Raw genomic sequence first — 18608 nt, 5'->3', positions numbered from 1 at the left:
AAATTACCCAGTGTTCCGACTAAAAGGAGGAATGTATATGAATGCTGGAAATGTAAAGATATCAATAATAGGAGCTGGCGCTGTAGGTTCTACAACAGCCTTTGCTATAATGAATTCAGGGCTTGCATCAGAGATAGTAATAGTTGATATAAACAAGGAAAAATCTCTAGCGGAAACGATGGATTTATCACATGGTGTATCCTTTGTAAAACCTGTAGAAATTATATCTGGAGATTATGCTGATACCAAGGACTCTGACATTGTAATTATTACTGCTGGCGTAGGAAGAAAGCCAGGACAATCTAGATTAGATTTAATAAACAATAATCTTCAAGTATTTAGAGCAATCGTTCCTGAGATCGCCAAATACTGTCCAGATAGTATAATAATTGTGGTTTCAAACCCAGTGGATATACTTAGCTATATAACATATAAGCTTTCTGGTTTCCCATCATCAAGAGTTATTGGCTCTGGTACTGTTCTTGATACATCAAGATTCAAATATATGCTTGCAAAACATTTCCATATAGACTCTAGAAATATACATACCTATATACTTGGCGAACATGGTGATTCAGAAATCGCTGCCTGGAGTTTAACCAGTATTGCTGGAATGAAGGTAGAACAATACTGCAATCATATTTGTAAAAAATGCGGTGGTGATTTTAGAATTTCAATAGCTGAGGAAGTTAAAAATACTTCTAAAGGCATTATCCAAGGAAAAGGTTATACAAATTATGCCATAGCTCTATCTATAAGAAGAATCATTGAAGCAATATTAGGTGATGAAAATTCTATACTAACGGTTTCAAAAATGTTTACAGGGCAATATGGAATAGAAGATGTTTATATGAGCATTCCTTCAGTAATCGGACGAACTGGCATAATAGATTCTCTTTCAGTACCATTAAACTCTTATGAAGAGGAAAACCTAATGAAATCCGCTGCTTCTCTTAAAGATTTTATATCGCAACTTCATATTTAAAATAATTACTAAATAAAGCAGAGGTTAAATGACACCTCTGCTCCTAATATTCATGCAAAATTTGTACCGGTATTCATTTTGTTTTATCCTTTGTCCAATTTATACTATGCGCCTCAGTAAAATATGTTACTACATACTTACCATTTTTCTGCATTCATCTGCACATTTACGACAGGCATCCGCACACATTCTAGTGTGATCGTCATTAAATTTACTGCATTCATTTGCACATTCATCACAAATATTAGCACACATTTCACATATTTGTTTTAAATGTTTACTTCTTCTCGACATTGCACAACCAGCCATTGTACAAGCATCAGCACAATCCATTAAATCTAGTATGCAGTGTTCTCTTGACTTAACGTCTTGTTCTTCTAAACATAATTTGAAACATTCCTGACAGATTTGCGCACACTTATGACAAGCATCAAGGCAAGCTTGATATTCTGCGTTAGGAGCCATTATTGTAGCATTCATTTAAAAAACACCTCTTTCAAAAATAATGTATTAACTACAGAATATATTTTGCTCTTGATTACAAAATTTTATACTGAACATTTTTTATTGTAAATTCAAGTTTCACTTTAGCTGAGCTTTATTACCTCTCTCACTGCTTTTACTACGTCTTCAAGCTCTTTATTGGCATCAATAACATAATCACATTCTACTATCCTAAAAGCCTCTCTATCATTCTCTATTCTATCATTTATACTATCTAAGGTTCTATTATCTTTTTTCATTCTTGAAATCCTATTGATTTCATCACATTTTAAATAGATAGCTATAACTTCTGCATCATTAGTTAGCTTCTTTAAATCTCTTACTCCTCTTGGATCTACCGTATATACGCTTACACCTTTATTCTTATACTGCTCTTTTGTTGACCAGTAATGATGTTTATCAAAAAAGGTTCCAGCTATTATTTCAGAATCTTTATGCATAGAAAGCCACGTTTCATAACTTACATCTATAAAAATATGTCCTTTCTCATTAATATTTCTCTTTTTTCTGTCAGTGTAACTTAATATATAGTTATATCCACCTTTCTCCAATATTTCAGCAACACTACTCTTGCCGCATCCACTTTCACCTACTAAACAAACAATCTTATCCATTTTATCCCCCTATTTTATATTTAAATTTTTTTAAATATGAAACTTCTTCTCCTACCGTCGAATGAGTACTCATTGAGTAAGCGATTCACTCCAAATCAGCACTCTGTGTAATGTGACTATCACCAAATCAAAGATTTGGGTTCTCTGCTTAAGCGATCATCTCAAAATCAGAGATTTTGGATGCCTGCTTAAGATTTTCGATGCCCGCTTAATCGAAAAAATAAGCTCAATAATTGAGCTTATTTTATGTAAACTATTTAATTATTTAACTCTACGACCAGTTAAAAAGTCTCCCCTATCAACAGGTGATACTTTTACTACATCACCTGTATGTGGAGCATGTATGTACATTCCGTTTCCAACATATATTCCCATGTGATGTGGATTACTTGAGGATCCAAATAAAACCAAATCTCCCGGTTGCAGCTGATCTCTTGATACAGGCGAACCGTCATTTATCTGTTCATATGTAGTTCTTCCTAGTCCAACTCCAAAGTGAGCATATACATATTGCGTAAATCCAGAACAGTCAAATCCTGATGGAGAAGTTCCTCCCCAAAGGTAAGGAGTACCTAGAAAATTATAGGCATAAGATACAACATCGCTATTAGAACCAGCTGAAATAGACACTGATCCTCTAGATAAGCTGCCTCTAGTACCAGATGTGCTTGCTAATGCATAGTTTCTTTGTGAGGCTTGCGCCTGTGCTAGCATTCTCTTCTGATTTTCTTTATCTATTTTAAGCTTAGATAGCTTTTTTTCATTATCTGATTTTAATGCGGACAACTTATCACTTTTATCCTTTAGTTGTTTTTGATCTGCAAGCATCTTTTCTTTTTTACTGCCTAATTCGGCCATTACCTTATTATCAAACTGTACAATTTTTTTAACCGCTTCCAGTCTCCAAACAAAATCCTGCATATTCTCTGAGTTTAATATGATATCGAGGTAACTATCTACACCGCTGATATATGCTGCTCTTGCTCTTTTTTTAAATATATCTTCGCGAAGCGCTATATCTTTTTCAGTATCAGATACTTCCTTTTGTAAATTTTTTATTTGACTTTCCGTACTGTTTAATTCTTTCTTGTTGCTTTCTATTTTACTCATGGTGTCTTCTATCTGGTTGTCCAACATTTCTATCTTTCTTTCAATACTTTCATTTGTTGAAGTCTGATTATTATTTGCTGCAGGATTTGCTAAAACTGAACTGCTGAACATTAACACTCCAGTGCAGGTAGCAACAGCAAATTTAAATAGTTTATTCAACATCATCTCCCCTTTTCAAAAATTTTGTATCTTTATGTCAAAAAACTAAGTAAACCCATTATATCATTTATTTCTATATATTTTAATATTATATCCAGCATTTTTTTTATTTTTTTATGGCAACGCAAAACATTTATTCCTTATAGTCCATATTATTCAAATCTATATTATATACTTTAAACAGATTTTACTTGCCACCACCGGATAAACTTATAATTTTTGGAACTAATACGTAAATAGACCACCTACTAATAATACAATATTTAGACAAAATTTTAAATAGTAAATGCAAAAATAGGCACGAATTTTAATTCGCACCTATTTTATACATCATAATAATATAATTTAATTTAAATTATTTTCCAACATATCCAGTAATTCGTCAAATCTTTTTATGGTATCTTCTAATGGTTTAGGTGTTATCATGTCTACTCCAGCTTTTTTAAGCACATTTATTGGATAATCACTAGAACCACTTTTCAAGAATCCTTTATATAACTCTACAGCTTCTTCCCCATTTTCAATTATTTGTTTCGCAAAAGAATTTGCCGCAGCATATCCGGTAGCATATTGATATACGTAGAAATCTCTATAAAAATGTGGTATTCTAGTCCACTCTATATTTATCTCATCATCTATAACCATGTCTGGTCCAAAGTATTTTACATTTAACTCATGCCAGATTTTGCTTAAGTCTTCTGCAGTAAGAGGCTTTCCATTTTCTATGCTCTCATGAGTAGTTTTCTCAAATTCAGCAAACATAACTTGCCTAAATACTGTAGTCCTTATTTGCTCTAATTGTTGATTTATAAGGTATAGTTTCTTATTTTTATCATTTTCCTTATCTATCAAATATCTTATCAATAAACTTTCGTTTGTAGTTGATGCAACTTCAGCAACAAATAGCGAATAATCAGCATAAACATAAGGCTGATTTTTTCTTGAATAGTAAGAATGTATTGAGTGACCCATCTCATGTGCAAGAGTTGAAACATCATTTAGCTTAAAATCGTAATTTAAAAGTACATAAGGCATAGTATCATAATCTCCTGAAGAATATGCTCCACCTCTTTTACCTTTGTTAGGATATATATCTATCCAACCTTCTTCTATTCCTTCACTAAAAATCTTTAAATACTCTTCTCCTAATGGCTTTATACCTTCTTTTACAATCTTTATTGCATCGTCAAACTCTATATTTTCCTTTGGTGTATCGATAATAGGTACATATAAATCATACATATGAATCTCATCTAATCCCAAAAGCTTTTTCTTAATTTTAACGTATCTATGAAGTGAGCTTAAATTTTTATTTATAGTATCAACGGTATTTTCATATACCTCTAATGGTATGTTATTAGGCTTTAATGAGCACTCTAAGGCACTACTATAGTTTCTTGTTTTAGATATAAAGATGAAGTTTTTAATTGATGAAGTCAAAGATGCTGCAAAGGTATTCCTGTATTTATTATAGGTGTCAAATAATCCTTTGAATGCTTCTTTCCTTACTCTTCTATCTTTAGATTGAATATAGCTTCCATAATTAGATTCCGTTAATTCTACATTATTGCCTTCCTCATCCTTGATTATAGTAAAAGTCATATCTGCATCTGATAACATACTAAAAATTCTATCTGGTGCATTTAGACAGTCTGAAACTGAAGCCATAAGCTCTTCTTTTTCTTTTGTCAAGGTGTGAGGTTTTCTTTTTAATATATCTTCCAGTAAAAAAGTATACATTTTTAAATCTGAATTATTTTCTATTTCTTTTTCTATGGTTCCTTCAGGAAGGCTCAAAATTTCTGGAACAAAAAATGCTTGGGTTCTTCCTATTTCTGCAATATACGTAAATATCTTATCTTTTAGGGCTTGATATGTTGGATTAGCAGTATCTTCATCACTTTTCAAATGAGCATAAACTGCTAACTTACCAGCAAGTCTAGATACCTCTTCATCTAACTTAAGATATTCTAATAAGTACTTTCCATTTCCTAGTTTGCCAGAGAATTCTATAAGTTTAGGAACCCTTAACTTTAAACTTTCAAAATCCTTTTCCCACTGCTCCTCGTTCTTATATATTTTATCAACTTTCCATTTGTACTCCTGTGGTATTTCATCTCTAGTTTTAATCTTTTTAACCTCTGACATTACAATCTCCCCTTTATCAATTTTAAAGCTATAATATTGTTAGATTATATATAGGTATATTTACTAGAAAGTTAATTTATATGAAGGGATATATTTACGAAAACAGGAACTGTAAATATATTCCGAAGTATAAGTTAACTGACCGTCCTTTACCTCTATATAACTAATTTCTATTCATATCTAAAATAAGTTTTCCCATATTTTACTTTATTATAACATATAAACAGAGTTCTTAGCATTAGGTGGAGTTTGTCTATGGTTAAACCATTTAGGCATTATTAATAGCATAAGAACTTTCTGCCATTTTCAATAAGTTTTCTCTTATACTTATTTCACTATGTTCACTAGTTAGAACAACTAAATAATCACCTGCATAAATACTGGTATTCCCTCTTGGAATAACTTCATTCTCTCCTCTTTTTATTGATACTAACAAACACTTCTCTGGCATATTCAGTTCCTTAATCTTTTTGCCTTCAAGATAGGAGCCGTGATGCACTACAACTTCTAAAATTGTTTTCGCATTGTTATCTTCTGATAACTTTTTGCAACCATTCTTTGCTAATATTCTCTCGAGCAGTGATTCATAAATCGGCTTTGAGCCCATCAAATCAGCTATAATATATGCAATGATAGATACTAATGCCAAAGATAATAAGTGATTAAAGGAGCCTGTCATTTCAGTAATTAAAATACTTCCAGTAATCGGAGCTCTTACTATTGCTGTAAAATACCCTGCCATTCCTAGTATCATAAAGTTATTTACATATTGAGGTGGAAAATGAACAAATTTAACTAAAATAGTCCCATAAATAGCTCCAGTCATTCCTCCTATTACTAGTAAAGGAAAGAAGATTCCACCTGGTGCACCTGAGCCAAAACTAACCATTGAAAAAGCAAACTTTATCAATAGTAAAATAAATAAAAATCTTAATGTGTTATTGCCATTAATTATTGATACTATAAGTTCATGACCACCGCCTAGAACTTCTGGTAAAAACAATCCAAGAATACCTGCTAAAACAAATGGAATAATTGGTCTGAACTGTACCTTCAGCCATTTCTGATTTGCATATAAATCTTGCGTTTTAAGCAAAGTATAATTATAAAAAACTCCAAACATACCTATTATTATTCCAAATATAATAATAAAAGCATAATATTTTAGTGGAAGCACAGAAAAACTTTCAAATTGAAATATTGGCTTTAGCCCAAAAAATTCTTTTGATATGAAGTCTGCCACTAAAGATGCTGACATTGTAGAGATCAACACTAAGGGTGAAAAGTTTTTATGTACTTCCTCCAGAGCAAAAATTACTCCGGCTAAAGGTGCATTAAAAGCTGCTGCTAAACCAGCACTTGCACCACTAGTAATAAGATATTTTTCTTCTATTTTTATTCGCTTAAATATTCTACTAAATCCTTGACCTACAGCCGCTCCTAGTTGAATTGACGGGCCTTCTCTTCCTAAAGATAATCCAGCTATAATACATATAACACCGCCAACAAATTTCTCAACTATAACTCTCCACCAGTTCATATTAAGGTGTCCCATTAATATTCCCTCTACTTGAGGTATTCCACTTCCACTGATCATAGGATTTTTCTTTATCATAGTTCCTACAATGTATCCTGCAATTATTAGTACTATAATCCATATAGGAATCAACCAAATATTTTCTACTTGAGTTTTATAAATACTTTTAGCTAGTAAACCTGCTTTATCTAAGGCTAGTCTATAAAATACAACTAATAAACCAGATATTAAGCCTACCACAATACCTTCACTTACTAACTTGATTCTATATTTTTGCATAAAAAATAAAGTATCAGATGTACAATTACTGTTGTTAGTTTTCATATAAATTCACCTCCATTAACTTATATCACTTTTCATCAATCAATAAAGTTCTTATCTTACAGCTATCAATTTAATTATATGAATTCATAACTTAATTTCACTTGAAAATCATGGAATTTAAAATAGCTATCGACAATTCGATAGCTATATAAATAAATTTAATTATCTTCTGTTATTTCTTTGTTGTTGCTTTCTTGCTCTTCTGCAATCTGGACATCTTACTGGTTCATTTTCGAATCCTTTTTCTTTGTAGAATTCTTGTTCTCCCTCAGTAAATATGAAATCCTTTCCACAATCTTTACAGTTTAATGTCTTATCTGCCATTTGAACATACCTCCGTATTCTATATTGGGTATCTAACAACTCACAAACAACCATTTTCCAAAATAAAATCGGAGAATGTTATCATGATATTAAATCCCTCTGTATTGCTACAGTGTACATTATACCACATTGTGCATATATTGTCTATATATCTTCATTGTTTTTCACGCTGCCAAATTTGTAATTATCTTACTTATTTTCTACAATTCTAGCAACCTAACCTTTGGGTCTAAATATTAAAGAAGCCAGGAATGCAAAAATTAATGCCGATGATATACCTGCACTTGTAACCTCAAAAATTCCAGTAAGCACTCCTATGATACCGTCTCTTTTTGCTTCTAATAATGCACCCTTTACTAATGCATTACCAAAGCTGCTAATTGGTACAGATGCACCTGCACCTGCAAATTTTATTAATGGCTCATATAATCCAAATCCACCTAAGATAGCACCTATTACAACTAATGTACATGTTGTATGAGCTGGAGTAAGTCTAAATACATCCATCATAATTTGCCCTATTACACAAATTCCTCCACCAATTATAAATGCCCAAATAAATTTTACCATAACTAATGACACCTCTTTTACATTTCTATGGATACAGCATGCGCTATGCTGGGTATACTCTCTTTTTGCTGATATGACAATGGAGATAGCAAAGCCCCTGTCGCCACAATCAAAATCTTTTTTAACTCGCCTTTTATCATACGATTTAAAAAATGTCCATATGTTACTATTGCAGAGCAACCACAGCCACTTCCACCTGCTATAGTTGGTTGTTCTGGCTTATATATCAACATTCCGCAATCTGTAAACTTATTTTCCGGAATAATTATACCTTGTTCTTGTAATAAATCCTTTGCTATCTTATATCCTACTGAGCCTAAATCCCCTGTTGCAATAATATCATAATATGAATGATCAATATTTAGATCTTTAAAATGCGCTTTTATAGTATCTGCAGCTGCTGGAGCCATAGCTGCTCCCATATTAAAAGGATCAGAAATTCCCATATCAATAACTTTTCCAATAGTTGCTGATGTAACTCTAGGACCCTTACCACTTCTACCTAAAAGTGATACTCCTGCTCCAGTAACAGTCCATTGAGCAGTAGGTGGTTTCTGTCCACCATATTCAGTAGGATATCTGAATTGTTTTTCTGCTGTTGAATTATGACTGGAAGCACCTGAGATAACATGTTTAGCATAATTGCCATCTACCATCATTGCAGCTAGCGCTAATCCTTCCATAGAGCTAGAGCAGGCTCCAAATACACCTAAAAAAGGCAATCCTAGCGTTCTTGCAGTAAAGCTACTACTAATTATTTGATTTAAAAGGTCTCCACTTATAAAAAACTGAATATCCTGTTTTTTTAAACCGGATTTTTGTATAGCTATTTCTGCTGCTTCTTCCAAGAGCCTTCTTTCTGCCTTTTCAAAGCTATCTTGACCAATCCATGTATCTTTATGCAAGATATCAAAATCTTTAGCTATAGCTCCAGCTGCTTCAAAAGGGCCTCCAACAGCTGCTGAACTTAAAATTACAGGTTTAGAGTTAAATATCCAAGATTGATTACCTATAAGCATCTACATCACACCTAACCATTCCATAGTAATTCTTAGAATAGCCATAACAAAAGCGGAAAAAACCCCAAAGACAATTACTGAACCGGCTATTCTAAACATATTTCCACCTACTCCAAGCACATATCCTTCACTTTTGTGTTCAATAGCTGCAGAAGCCATTGAATTAGCAAAACCAGTAACAGGAATGGCTGTTCCTGCACCAGCCCATTGTGCAATGTGATCGTAAACTCCAAAACCGGTAAGTAAAACTGAAATTATAATTAGTGTTGCTGAAGTTGGATTACCTGCTGCTTCCTCTTTGAAGTGAAAATAATTGACATAAATCCACTGCAGTCCCTGCCCAATGAGACATATAAATCCTCCTGATATAAATGCTCTAATACAGTTTTTTAAAACTTGCCTTTTTGGCTCTCTATCCTTTGCAAACTTTTGATATTCTTGCTGCTCTTTAGTAAACTGATTTTTTTTCTGATTAGACATTTTATCACCTTCTAGCGTAATTATTATATTTTTCAATTTTCTATTTTATTGTTGCTATTTTTATGTCTTTGCATACGTAAATTTTGCTTAGGCATCTGAAAGAAAATAGCAAGTCAAAGATGTGACGGATATTTTGTGCCAGACAAGGAAGCAGGTTCCGCAGATAGTGAATCCTATCGGGTTCTGCTGACGTAGTATGGCTTAAAATAGACTAGTATACTGACTAGTTATTTTTTTGAAGACGCCTTATGTAACTGATAATTATTTGTATGTTTAATATGCTCTAAGCTTTATTAAATTATACTTTAGAGCCATAATTAGCGATAATTTGAATATCTTAAATTATTTAATTTAATTTTATAAAATAAAAAAACGTATTGGTTTTCTCCAATACGTTCTCCCGTTATTATTTAAATTTAAGTTCCTCTACCATTTTTCTAGTTTCTCTCAAAGACCTGTCAATCTGTCCAAAGTTATTCTTTGCTACTCCAATAAATAATATATCAATTAATGTTAACTGCGCTATTCTTGAAGATATGGCCCCTACTCTCAAATCCTTTTCTATACTTGGCACCTGAAGTTTTATATCTGCTATTGAAGATACAGGATTGGAGCCGTATTTTGTTATAGATATACACTTTGCTCCTTTTTCTTTTGCCTTCGATAAAGCACTATAAACTTCCTTTGTTTTCCCGGCATAGGATACTGCAATAGCAGCATCCTCAGCCTCAATGTGTGCAGCTATTGAAAGCTGCATATGACTATCTAAATGCATAAATGCATTTTTATTTATTCTCAGTAACTTGTATTGAAAATCTAGTGCTATTAACGCTGAAGCACCTACTCCAAAGAGATAAATATGCTTCGCCTTTTGAATAGCATCAATAGCTTCTTCAACTTGTTTTTCATTCAGTAATTCGAGAGTATCTTCAATGGTTTTAATATTCTTTCTTGCCGTTTTAGACATTACCTCTCTAACTGTATCTTTCACATCTATATAATCATAATCTACTTCTTCGCCTTTTTCCTCAACATCATTCTTGGCAAGAGCAATTTTAAATTCTTGAAAACCTTCAAATCCTATTTTCTTTACAAATCTAATGACACTAGCTCCACTGGTATCCGTGAAAGAAGCTAATTCTGCAGCAGAAAGCTTATAAATTTCACTTGTATTATTTAAAACATACTCCGCTATTTTTTTCTCCGAATCAGTCATACTCTCAAAACTTTGTTTTATTATTAGCGAACAGTTCATACATTTTCCCCTTCTATACTATTTTAAATCTAAATTTACTCTCATCTTTTATATAATCCAGCAAGAATAATTCTTCTTCAATTACCATTCCAATCACATTGACTCTGCTATCTTCCTTTAAATCTCGCCTGCATATCTGTAATTCACCCATATACCTTAGATAGCCTTCATTATCTACAGTAATTGAGCCTTTTTTTCTATGAGTTATATATCCAGGTTTAACTACACCGAAGTTCATGCACATTCGACTTTCAACAGCTCTAACTAGATCCTCAGCACCATCACTTCTATTAGTATAACTTTCATAGTTCAGCATATTCATGGACATGTTATCAGAAACCTTAGGCTTCACCTGTAACTCAATAATATTCTCTGGTATTGAACCGACCTCATATATTTCCTCATCAGATGGTATACTATCTCCAAAAAATACGTTATCTACTCCTAAAGCATAAAGATGCTTGGCGCTTATTTCCGGTTTTAAAAATCTATGCATTTCAAGTGTAGGCAACCCCTCCTGAAGAGGAGGTCTCTTATTTATTAAAGATGGTATAAATGCGGATATTTCCATACCAAATTTTTTTAACATATCATTTTTTCTAAGAAGACCCTCAATAGATATACCTGTATTCATTCTAGGATAATAATTGTGACATGCCTGCATATTTTCAAGGCAAGGGCCGTAACTCTCAAGCTCTCTCAAAAACTTTTCTGTTACAGTACTTCCATTTATCTCAATTTTAAGTCCATACTCATTTTTTGTGAACTCAGCTATTTCCTCTGGCGAAAACCCATAATCAATTCTAAGTACATCAATTCCAAATTCTTTAATCTTCTTTAGATCATTTTGCTGTATATTTAAATATTCAAAACCCTTTGGAGAGATATCTGCTATTACTTCCATACCTAAAGTCTTTGCTTCTCTTATTACTGAGGTAAATTCATTTATAATTATATCATAATTTGCTTCAGGAATATGAAGTGAAGTAAATATTCTGTCATACCCCTTTTCTCTAGCAACCCTTATGTATCTAATATTGTCCTCTAGACTATAGTTTAAACCCATAAATATAGAAATACCTTTTCCCATAATTGTTAAACCTCCACCCTTAATTCTTAATTAACAAGAGCCTTCCCCATAAAGAAAGACTCTCTTATATGAACTATTCTATTATATCATCGAAACCTAATATTAATGTGGCCATAAAGCCTGCTCCATATGCTATTAAAACACCTACTATATATAATAATGGAGTGTTAGTTATTGCTGAAAGTGGAATACCAGAAAGCCCCATACTTGTAGATCCAACCTTAAATAATGCTTGTGCAGCACCACCAAATGCACCACCTATACATGCTCCAATAAATGGTTTACCAAGAGGTAAAGTAACACCATATATCAATGGCTCTCCTACTCCCATGATTCCTATTGGTAATGCAGTAATAATTGTCTTCTTCATTTTCTTGCTCTTAGTTTTTACATATACTGCCATTGCTGATCCAACTTGGCCTGCTCCAGCCATAGCTAGTATAGGTAATAGGAGATTCAATCCTGTTGATTTAAGTAATTCCACATGAACTGGAGTTAATCCCTGGTGTAATCCAGTAAGTACTAAAGGTAAGAATGTTCCACCAAGTATAAAACCAGTTACAGCTCCTCCACCAGAAATAGCTGCTTTCGTAGCATTTCCTATAGCGTCAGATATAATTCCACCAGCAGGTTGAAGTGCGAAAATTGCTACAAAACTTGAAACAAGCAATACTATAAGTGGTGTAAGGAATAAATCCAATACTTCAGGTACAATCTTTCTCAATTTCTTTTCAAGCCAGCTTGAGAATGCAACAACAAGTAATACTGCGATAATACCGCCTCTACCAGGTACTAGTGCTTTTCCACCAAGCATTACCTTTGCTAAATCTGGATGAGTGATAACAGCAGCCATTACTCCACCAAGTGCAGCTGATCCGCCAAATTCCTTGGCAGCGTTTATACCTACAAATAGGTTTAATCCAAAATACACAGCATTACCTGCAACCTTTAATATTCCTCCAACAGTTCCTGCTCCAAAGCCTGGATTATATTTAAGAACAATATTTAATATAGCAGTTACAAGACCACATGCTATAAAAGCAGGTATTAGTGGAATAAATATATTTGATACTTTTTTAAGGAACAGTTTAAATGGTGTAGCATTTTTTGCATTTACTTCTGACTTTCTCGCAGCTGCCTCATCCATTTCACCTATGCTTATACCGGAAAGTAGACCAAATTCATATGCAACTTTATTTACTCTTCCTGGTCCAAGTATAATCTGAAGTTGTCCACCTTGCTCTACTACTCCCATTACCCCATCAATCTTCTTGATTTCCTCTATCTTTACAAGTCCCATATCTAGTATATTAAGTCTTAAACGTGTCATGCAGTGAGCAACCTGTGATAAGTTCTGCTTCTCTCCAACTACTTGATAAATTTGCTGAGCAATATCTTTTGGTGATAATTTTTGTGACATAACTAATCCCCCTATCTTAATAATTATTTATTTATACTATCCAAAGCCTTTGATATATACCCTTTATTTTTTTCTAACAAGTCTAAAGCTTTCTCTCTTGAAAGTCCTGACTCAAGCATCAATATGGAAAGCTTTACATTATAGCTAGTTTGTTCTAGCACTTCTGTAGCCTTCTCTCTTGTTGCTCCTGTTGCTAAAGAAACTATTCTCTTAGCTCTCTCTACAAGTTTTTCATTAGAAGCCTTTACATCTACCATAAGGTTATTAAATACTTTTCCTATTTTAATCATTGATCCCGTTGTCAGCATATTTAATACCATTTTCTGTGCAGTTCCTGATTTCATTCTTGTAGAACCTGTAATTACTTCTGGTCCTACAACAGGGGCTATAGAGATATCTGCAAGTTTAGATATTTCTGAATTAGGATTACAAGTTACTCCTACAGTTACAGCTCCTAATTCCTTTGCATATTTGAGTCCTCCTATAACATAAGGGGTTCTTCCGCTGGCTGCAAGTCCAACTAAGACATCATCTGCTGAAAAATCGATGTTTTTTAGATCTTCTTCACAAAGCTCTAAGTTATCTTCAGCTCCTTCCTTCGCCCTAAATATAGCCTCATATCCACCAGCTATGATTGCATGAACCATATCTTCAGATACACCGTAAGTGGGTGGACATTCCGAAGCGTCTAGTATACCTAATCTTCCGCTTGTCCCTGCACCTATATATATAAGTCTTCCACCCTTTTCAAAAGCCTTTGATATTTCATCAACAGCTTTTGCTATATTCGGCAGTTCTTTTTGAACTTCGAAGGCTACCTTCTTGTCCTCTTCATTTATCATAGTTAGCATTTCTAATGTAGAAACTTTGTCTATATTGTTAGTATTTTCATTGACTCCTTCTGTGACTAATTGTTCAAGGTTAATCCTTTTCAATGCTACCACCTCTGTTTCTGATTTACTTCATGATTCTATTATACACTTTTTGAAATATCATTTCAATATAAATTTAAAATTATGAAATTATATTTCAAAAAAAGTAATGCAAGTTTATATAAATGCCAGTAATCAGAAATAATATATTTCTATATAATAAAACTAACTCAAAGCAATAAAAGACACCAAGTGTTAACTTAGTGTCTTTTATTGTATTTACGTTGAGTATTATATTATACTCCAGCTACCCTATTGATATATATTATATCTCTTAATATAGAAGCTGCTGCAGCTGTAGTACCTGAAGCTCCCCCAATCAATGTTAGTTCCCCTAATGTATCTGAAATATATCTAACTGCCTTATTTTTACTATCTACATTATAAAAAGAATGTTCTTTATCTACCTTTTCTAATCTAACAAGCATATTTAATTCTTTTCCAGATCTAGATGTTCGTCCAATAAGCTTGTATCTCTTTCCTTCTTTTAAAGCACTTTCTATATCATATGGCTTCAAGTTTGTAATTCCATCTATTTTTATATCAGACAAATTTTTTTCTTCTTTCATAATTACATTCGTAAGTATAAGCAGTTTAAATGCAGTGTCCCATCCTTCTACATCAAAGCTAGGGTTGGCTTCTGCTATTCCGAAATCCTTTGCTTTTTTCAGTGCAATATCATAAGTACAACCAGTGTCCTCCATCTCTTTTAGAATGTAGTTTGTTGTGCCATTTAAAATACCTTCTATTGAAGAAATTTCAGAACCAGCCATCTCTATTACCCCTCCATTGATAGAAGGCAATGCTCCTCCACAAGTACATCCAATTCCCAGATGTACGTTATTTTTTCTCGCTATCTTTTCTAGTTTTTTATAACCATGTATAATTGGTCCTTTATTTCCTGTCACCACATGTATTTTATTTTCTAATGCTTTTAAAATATAGGTCAACGCTGGTTCCCCAGTTTCCTTATTTGTAGATGTTAACTCTATCATTAAATCTATATCTTTTCTTTCTAACATAAAATCAGGGGTAATTTTTTTATTTTCATTATTGTCTTTAATTATACTTTTTCCTTCATTCGCAAAAGCTAATAATTTATCATAGTCTATTCCCTTTGGATTATAAATTCCCCCTTTAGAATTCATAATATATATTACTTCAATGTCAATACCTTCTTCTTTCAGTGTAGAACTCTTATCTACAATTAGTTTTGTAAAAGCTTTACCTACTCCACCATATCCAATTAATCCAATCCTCATGTTATTTTTCTCTCCTTGATTTCCATCTCTAATACTCATTTTACTTAATTTGCAATTTTGTGTAAACATATGCACTGGTTTAGAATTTAAGAATAATTTAAGAAATTACTTACATTTATTTTAAGATTTCCCTAGTAAACTTAATTATGTGATTAGGAATTATTTAATACAAGGAGTGATTTAATTTGAAACATTCAAAAAGGGTTGCCACATTTTTTTCATTAGTGCCAGGAGCAGGCCATATGTATTTAGGTCTTACACGTCAAGGCATTCAACTTATGGTATTATTCTTCTCTACTTTTTTTATAGCTGCTTCTTTTGATTTAGAATTTTTAGCAGTTTTTCTTCCTGTAATTTGGTTTTACAGTATTTTTGATACAAGAAGCAAAAGTTTAAGTGAAGATCCTTTACCAAACACTAATCTGCCTATTTTTTCTGATGTAAATTCTATGGATGACATCTTTAAAAATAAACCTGCTGAGAAATATATTGCTTATATCTTAATCCTTATGGGAGTTCTTTCACTAATAAACAATATTGCACTGCCTATATTGAGAGATTATTTCGATTATCAAATAATTATGTATGTTAAATCTCTCATAATATCTTTCATCTTTATTGTTATTGGCTTTACGCTTCTAAAGAGTAAAAAAGTCAACGTGAAGAAGAGTGGTGATAAATTATGCAGTCAAGAAGAGTAGGAACTTTGACTCTAGGCATTGTATTAATCTCTATAGGAGTAATATTCTTTTTATCCACCTTTTTTAATTTATCCTTTGAAGGAGAAATTTTAAAATTTTGGCCTTTGATTCTTATATCTTTAGGCATCGAAATACTGTCACTGAATAGCTTGGCAATAAAACAAAAAATGTATGTAAAATATGATCTTATAAGTCTATTTTTAATCGCTGTTGTGTTATTTTTGTCTTTTGGCACTTATGCCTTTAGTAATTTTGTTTTATCGAAGAGCTTTTATCGCTAAATAATGTAGTTAAAGAGAGAGTGTCTCATCATAACTAAATGCGACACTCTCTTCTTATAATTCCAACACCATATGTATATCATAGGGTTCTAATTTATACAATTCTTCATTTATTTCATCTGTTAATTTTGCACCTACTGCAAAATAAAACTCTACTGTATTTTTGAAGGGTGTAGCCGATATATATAGACTTTTAGCACCTAATTCTTCTGCTTTTTTAGATAGCAAATTCACTAAATTTTTACCTATACCTTTTTTCCGATAATTGCTGCTTATATACAACATATCAAGTTTAAGTTGATCATTATTTCTGCCAATAAATTTACTTTCCAAAGCCCCTAAGCCTACCATTTGATTATTATTAAATGCACCATATACAGTTCCATTTCTCTCATATATATCGTGTAATCTATTGATATAATCATTAAGTTCCTCTAAATTCCAACCCTCTATATTATAAAATTCATTTACTATTTGGAGCTTGTTATTTTTAAAGTAATAAACTTCATTTACTATTTCTTTCCTATCAATTTCACCTAATAGTTTAAGTTCTGACTTTTCAAGTAACCTATAGTTCAAAGTAATCAACTCACTTCCCTATCAAATTAATTTTGTCAATGAACTTCTATACTGGATAGTAAATAACCATAGTTAATGAGCAAGTCGTATCATCATTATTCTTATATGAATGAGTGCTATCTGCCTTAAATCGTATAGAATTACCAGCTGTTATAACAAAATCTTCGCCATTTATACTAATAGTAAGCTTACCAGAAAATATCGTAATGAACTCCTGTGTACCTTGTTGATGCGCTTCCGTAGATAGATAACCATCAGTGTTAATCTCAAGAGAATACATCTCAAATCTCCTTGCACTGTCAAAAGGAAACACAGGAAATATTCTGACCTTTCCGTTATCTTCAACAAGTGGCTCTACCTGAGATTTATCTACAACTTCTAAATCAGCTTCTGGCATACTCATAAGCTCAGTACATGATACTTTAAGTCCATTTGCAATCTTCCATATCGTTGACACTGTAGGATTTACCTCACAACGTTCAATTTGGCCGAGCATACTTTTACTTACACCGGTTAACTTTGAAACCTTATCAAGACTAAGCTTCTTTTTATCACGAAACCTTTTTAAGTTTTCAGCAATAATAAAATTAAGTTTATCCAAAAATTTCCCTCCAACTCATTGACAGTATAATGCACAAATGATATTATTATACTGCACAATGCAATATATTGTTCTTTTTGTGTATTATATCATACAATGATGGGGGAGGTAAACACTTATGCCAAATTTTGCAGCATTTTTATCCTATATCCTTATTTCAAACTTTTCACCAGGACCAAATAGTATTATATCAATGTCAAATGCCAGTAAGTACGGATTTAAAAAAAGCTTAATGTTTAATGTAGGAGTATTCTCTGGTGTATTTGTTCTAGTCGCTCTATGTAGTGCTTTCAGCATGGCCCTTTACAGCTTTATACCATCAATCAAATCAGTCATGTCCTATATTGGCGCATCCTATATACTATGGCTTGCATGGAAGACCTATAAAAGCAAACCTCAAAATGAGGAGGTGAATCAAAAGCATACAAACACATTTTTATCCGGATTGCTTTTACAGTTCGTCAATCCAAATTCTATAATTTACTGCGTTACAACCGTTTCAACATTTGTTGTACCATATTACAAATCTGTTCCAATGCTTTCAGTTTTTTCTATGATTCTTGCTTTCGCTACCTTAGTAGCAACCTGCTGTTGGTCGTTGTTTGGTTCCTTATTTCAAAAGTTCCTTACAAAAAATTATAAAGTCGTCAACACTGTTCTGGCACTACTGCTTGTATATTGTGCAGCTTCACTGTTTCTTTAATTAACGGATC

The 18608-nt window shown here is 32.6% G+C and carries 20 protein-coding genes; 4 read left to right on the top strand and 16 right to left on the bottom strand.

From position 1 onward, the window contains the following. Positions 1-37 precede the first annotated feature (37 nt). Complete coding sequence (locus ACZ5N4_RS11485; protein ID WP_464210035.1) at positions 38-985, top strand: L-lactate dehydrogenase; 948 nt, start codon at positions 38-40, stop codon at positions 983-985. Between the two features lie 129 nt (positions 986-1114). Here the strand turns inward: ACZ5N4_RS11485 and ACZ5N4_RS11480 are convergent, their stop codons facing one another. The 14 genes from ACZ5N4_RS11480 to ACZ5N4_RS11415 form a co-directional block, all read right to left on the bottom strand. Then, positions 1115-1465, bottom strand: coding sequence for a four-helix bundle copper-binding protein (locus ACZ5N4_RS11480; RefSeq protein WP_464210033.1), 351 nt, complete (start codon positions 1463-1465; stop codon positions 1115-1117). A 107-nt stretch (positions 1466-1572) separates the two neighbouring features. Next, on the bottom strand, positions 1573-2103 hold the full coding sequence (locus ACZ5N4_RS11475) for an AAA family ATPase (RefSeq protein WP_464210031.1): 531 nt from the start codon (positions 2101-2103) through the stop codon (positions 1573-1575). A 261-nt stretch (positions 2104-2364) separates the two neighbouring features. After that, complete coding sequence (locus tag ACZ5N4_RS11470) at positions 2365-3375, bottom strand: C40 family peptidase (protein ID WP_464210029.1); 1011 nt, start codon at positions 3373-3375, stop codon at positions 2365-2367. Between the two features lie 342 nt (positions 3376-3717). Further along, the gene (pepF, locus tag ACZ5N4_RS11465) at positions 3718-5520 is read right to left on the bottom strand and encodes an oligoendopeptidase F (RefSeq protein ID WP_464210027.1); all 1803 of its coding nucleotides are present in this window, start codon (positions 5518-5520) and stop codon (positions 3718-3720) included. A 268-nt stretch (positions 5521-5788) separates the two neighbouring features. Further along, a complete protein-coding gene (locus tag ACZ5N4_RS11460) occupies positions 5789-7381 on the bottom strand; it encodes a ClC family H(+)/Cl(-) exchange transporter (RefSeq protein WP_464210025.1) in 1593 nt (530 codons plus the stop codon). A gap of 162 nt (positions 7382-7543) precedes the next feature. After that, positions 7544-7705 (bottom strand): zinc-ribbon domain-containing protein, encoded by a 162-nt coding sequence (locus ACZ5N4_RS11455; protein ID WP_211142170.1) that lies wholly within the window; start codon positions 7703-7705, stop codon positions 7544-7546. A gap of 216 nt (positions 7706-7921) precedes the next feature. Next, positions 7922-8275 carry a stage V sporulation protein AE gene (gene spoVAE / locus ACZ5N4_RS11450; protein ID WP_211142171.1) on the bottom strand — a complete coding sequence of 118 codons (354 nt, stop codon included), beginning with the start codon at positions 8273-8275 and terminating at the stop codon, positions 7922-7924. Positions 8276-8292: 17 nt separating this feature from the next. Further along, positions 8293-9294: a stage V sporulation protein AD gene (spoVAD, locus tag ACZ5N4_RS11445; protein WP_464210022.1), complete on the bottom strand. Its 1002-nt coding sequence runs from the start codon at positions 9292-9294 to the stop codon at positions 8293-8295. Next, a complete protein-coding gene (gene spoVAC, locus ACZ5N4_RS11440) occupies positions 9295-9774 on the bottom strand; it encodes a stage V sporulation protein AC (RefSeq protein WP_464210020.1) in 480 nt (159 codons plus the stop codon). A 406-nt stretch (positions 9775-10180) separates the two neighbouring features. Then, positions 10181-11029 (bottom strand): MurR/RpiR family transcriptional regulator, encoded by an 849-nt coding sequence (locus tag ACZ5N4_RS11435; protein WP_464210018.1) that lies wholly within the window; start codon positions 11027-11029, stop codon positions 10181-10183. Between the two features lie 13 nt (positions 11030-11042). Beyond that, a complete protein-coding gene (locus ACZ5N4_RS11430; protein WP_464210016.1) occupies positions 11043-12119 on the bottom strand; it encodes a DUF871 domain-containing protein in 1077 nt (358 codons plus the stop codon). Between the two features lie 73 nt (positions 12120-12192). Further along, positions 12193-13539 carry a PTS transporter subunit EIIC gene (locus ACZ5N4_RS11425; RefSeq protein ID WP_464210014.1) on the bottom strand — a complete coding sequence of 449 codons (1347 nt, stop codon included), beginning with the start codon at positions 13537-13539 and terminating at the stop codon, positions 12193-12195. A gap of 23 nt (positions 13540-13562) precedes the next feature. Further along, the gene (gene murQ / locus ACZ5N4_RS11420; protein WP_464210012.1) at positions 13563-14474 is read right to left on the bottom strand and encodes an N-acetylmuramic acid 6-phosphate etherase; all 912 of its coding nucleotides are present in this window, start codon (positions 14472-14474) and stop codon (positions 13563-13565) included. 233 nt (positions 14475-14707) lie between these two features. Further along, positions 14708-15772, bottom strand: coding sequence for a homoserine dehydrogenase (locus ACZ5N4_RS11415; RefSeq protein ID WP_464210010.1), 1065 nt, complete (start codon positions 15770-15772; stop codon positions 14708-14710). A 146-nt stretch (positions 15773-15918) separates the two neighbouring features. Here ACZ5N4_RS11415 and ACZ5N4_RS11410 point away from each other — a divergent pair, with 146 nt between their 5' ends. Next, positions 15919-16434 (top strand): hypothetical protein, encoded by a 516-nt coding sequence (locus ACZ5N4_RS11410; protein ID WP_464210008.1) that lies wholly within the window; start codon positions 15919-15921, stop codon positions 16432-16434. Continuing rightward, positions 16416-16715 (top strand): LiaI-LiaF-like domain-containing protein, encoded by a 300-nt coding sequence (locus ACZ5N4_RS11405; RefSeq protein WP_464210006.1) that lies wholly within the window; start codon positions 16416-16418, stop codon positions 16713-16715. Before ACZ5N4_RS11410 ends, ACZ5N4_RS11405 begins: the two co-directional genes overlap by 19 nt. A 54-nt stretch (positions 16716-16769) precedes the next feature. Here the strand turns inward: ACZ5N4_RS11405 and ACZ5N4_RS11400 are convergent, their stop codons facing one another. Both ACZ5N4_RS11400 and ACZ5N4_RS11395 read right to left on the bottom strand, forming a co-directional pair. Further along, complete coding sequence (locus ACZ5N4_RS11400) at positions 16770-17294, bottom strand: GNAT family N-acetyltransferase (RefSeq protein WP_464210004.1); 525 nt, start codon at positions 17292-17294, stop codon at positions 16770-16772. Positions 17295-17340: 46 nt separating this feature from the next. Continuing rightward, complete coding sequence (locus ACZ5N4_RS11395; protein ID WP_464210002.1) at positions 17341-17895, bottom strand: helix-turn-helix domain-containing protein; 555 nt, start codon at positions 17893-17895, stop codon at positions 17341-17343. Positions 17896-18013: 118 nt separating this feature from the next. On the opposite strand from ACZ5N4_RS11395, the gene ACZ5N4_RS11390 reads away from it, so the two are divergent. Further along, the gene (locus ACZ5N4_RS11390; protein ID WP_464210000.1) at positions 18014-18598 is read left to right on the top strand and encodes a LysE family transporter; all 585 of its coding nucleotides are present in this window, start codon (positions 18014-18016) and stop codon (positions 18596-18598) included. Positions 18599-18608 lie beyond the last annotated feature (10 nt).

It is taken from the genome of Clostridium nitrophenolicum, from assembly GCF_055391695.1.
This window is presented reverse-complemented; position numbering and strand designations above follow the sequence as displayed.

Excerpts from the sequence above, each read along its gene's own strand:
- ACZ5N4_RS11415 (WP_464210010.1), bottom strand. The coding sequence starts at position 15,772 with ATGAGTATTAGAGATGGAAATCAAGGAGAGAAAAATAACATGAGGATT.
- ACZ5N4_RS11405 (WP_464210006.1), top strand. The coding sequence starts at position 16,416 with ATGCAGTCAAGAAGAGTAGGAACTTTGACTCTAGGCATTGTATTAATC.
- spoVAD (WP_464210022.1), bottom strand. The coding sequence starts at position 9,294 with ATGCTTATAGGTAATCAATCTTGGATATTTAACTCTAAACCTGTAATT.
- ACZ5N4_RS11480 (WP_464210033.1), bottom strand. The coding sequence starts at position 1,465 with ATGAATGCTACAATAATGGCTCCTAACGCAGAATATCAAGCTTGCCTT.
- ACZ5N4_RS11485 (WP_464210035.1), top strand. The coding sequence starts at position 38 with ATGAATGCTGGAAATGTAAAGATATCAATAATAGGAGCTGGCGCTGTA.
- ACZ5N4_RS11460 (WP_464210025.1), bottom strand. The coding sequence starts at position 7,381 with ATGAAAACTAACAACAGTAATTGTACATCTGATACTTTATTTTTTATG.
- ACZ5N4_RS11390 (WP_464210000.1), top strand. The coding sequence starts at position 18,014 with ATGCCAAATTTTGCAGCATTTTTATCCTATATCCTTATTTCAAACTTT.
- spoVAE (WP_211142171.1), bottom strand. The coding sequence starts at position 8,275 with ATGGTAAAATTTATTTGGGCATTTATAATTGGTGGAGGAATTTGTGTA.
- ACZ5N4_RS11455 (WP_211142170.1), bottom strand. The coding sequence starts at position 7,705 with ATGGCAGATAAGACATTAAACTGTAAAGATTGTGGAAAGGATTTCATA.
- ACZ5N4_RS11430 (WP_464210016.1), bottom strand. The coding sequence starts at position 12,119 with ATGGGAAAAGGTATTTCTATATTTATGGGTTTAAACTATAGTCTAGAG.
- ACZ5N4_RS11425 (WP_464210014.1), bottom strand. The coding sequence starts at position 13,539 with ATGTCACAAAAATTATCACCAAAAGATATTGCTCAGCAAATTTATCAA.
- ACZ5N4_RS11435 (WP_464210018.1), bottom strand. The coding sequence starts at position 11,029 with ATGAACTGTTCGCTAATAATAAAACAAAGTTTTGAGAGTATGACTGAT.
- ACZ5N4_RS11470 (WP_464210029.1), bottom strand. The coding sequence starts at position 3,375 with ATGTTGAATAAACTATTTAAATTTGCTGTTGCTACCTGCACTGGAGTG.
- spoVAC (WP_464210020.1), bottom strand. The coding sequence starts at position 9,774 with ATGTCTAATCAGAAAAAAAATCAGTTTACTAAAGAGCAGCAAGAATAT.
- ACZ5N4_RS11475 (WP_464210031.1), bottom strand. The coding sequence starts at position 2,103 with ATGGATAAGATTGTTTGTTTAGTAGGTGAAAGTGGATGCGGCAAGAGT.
- pepF (WP_464210027.1), bottom strand. The coding sequence starts at position 5,520 with ATGTCAGAGGTTAAAAAGATTAAAACTAGAGATGAAATACCACAGGAG.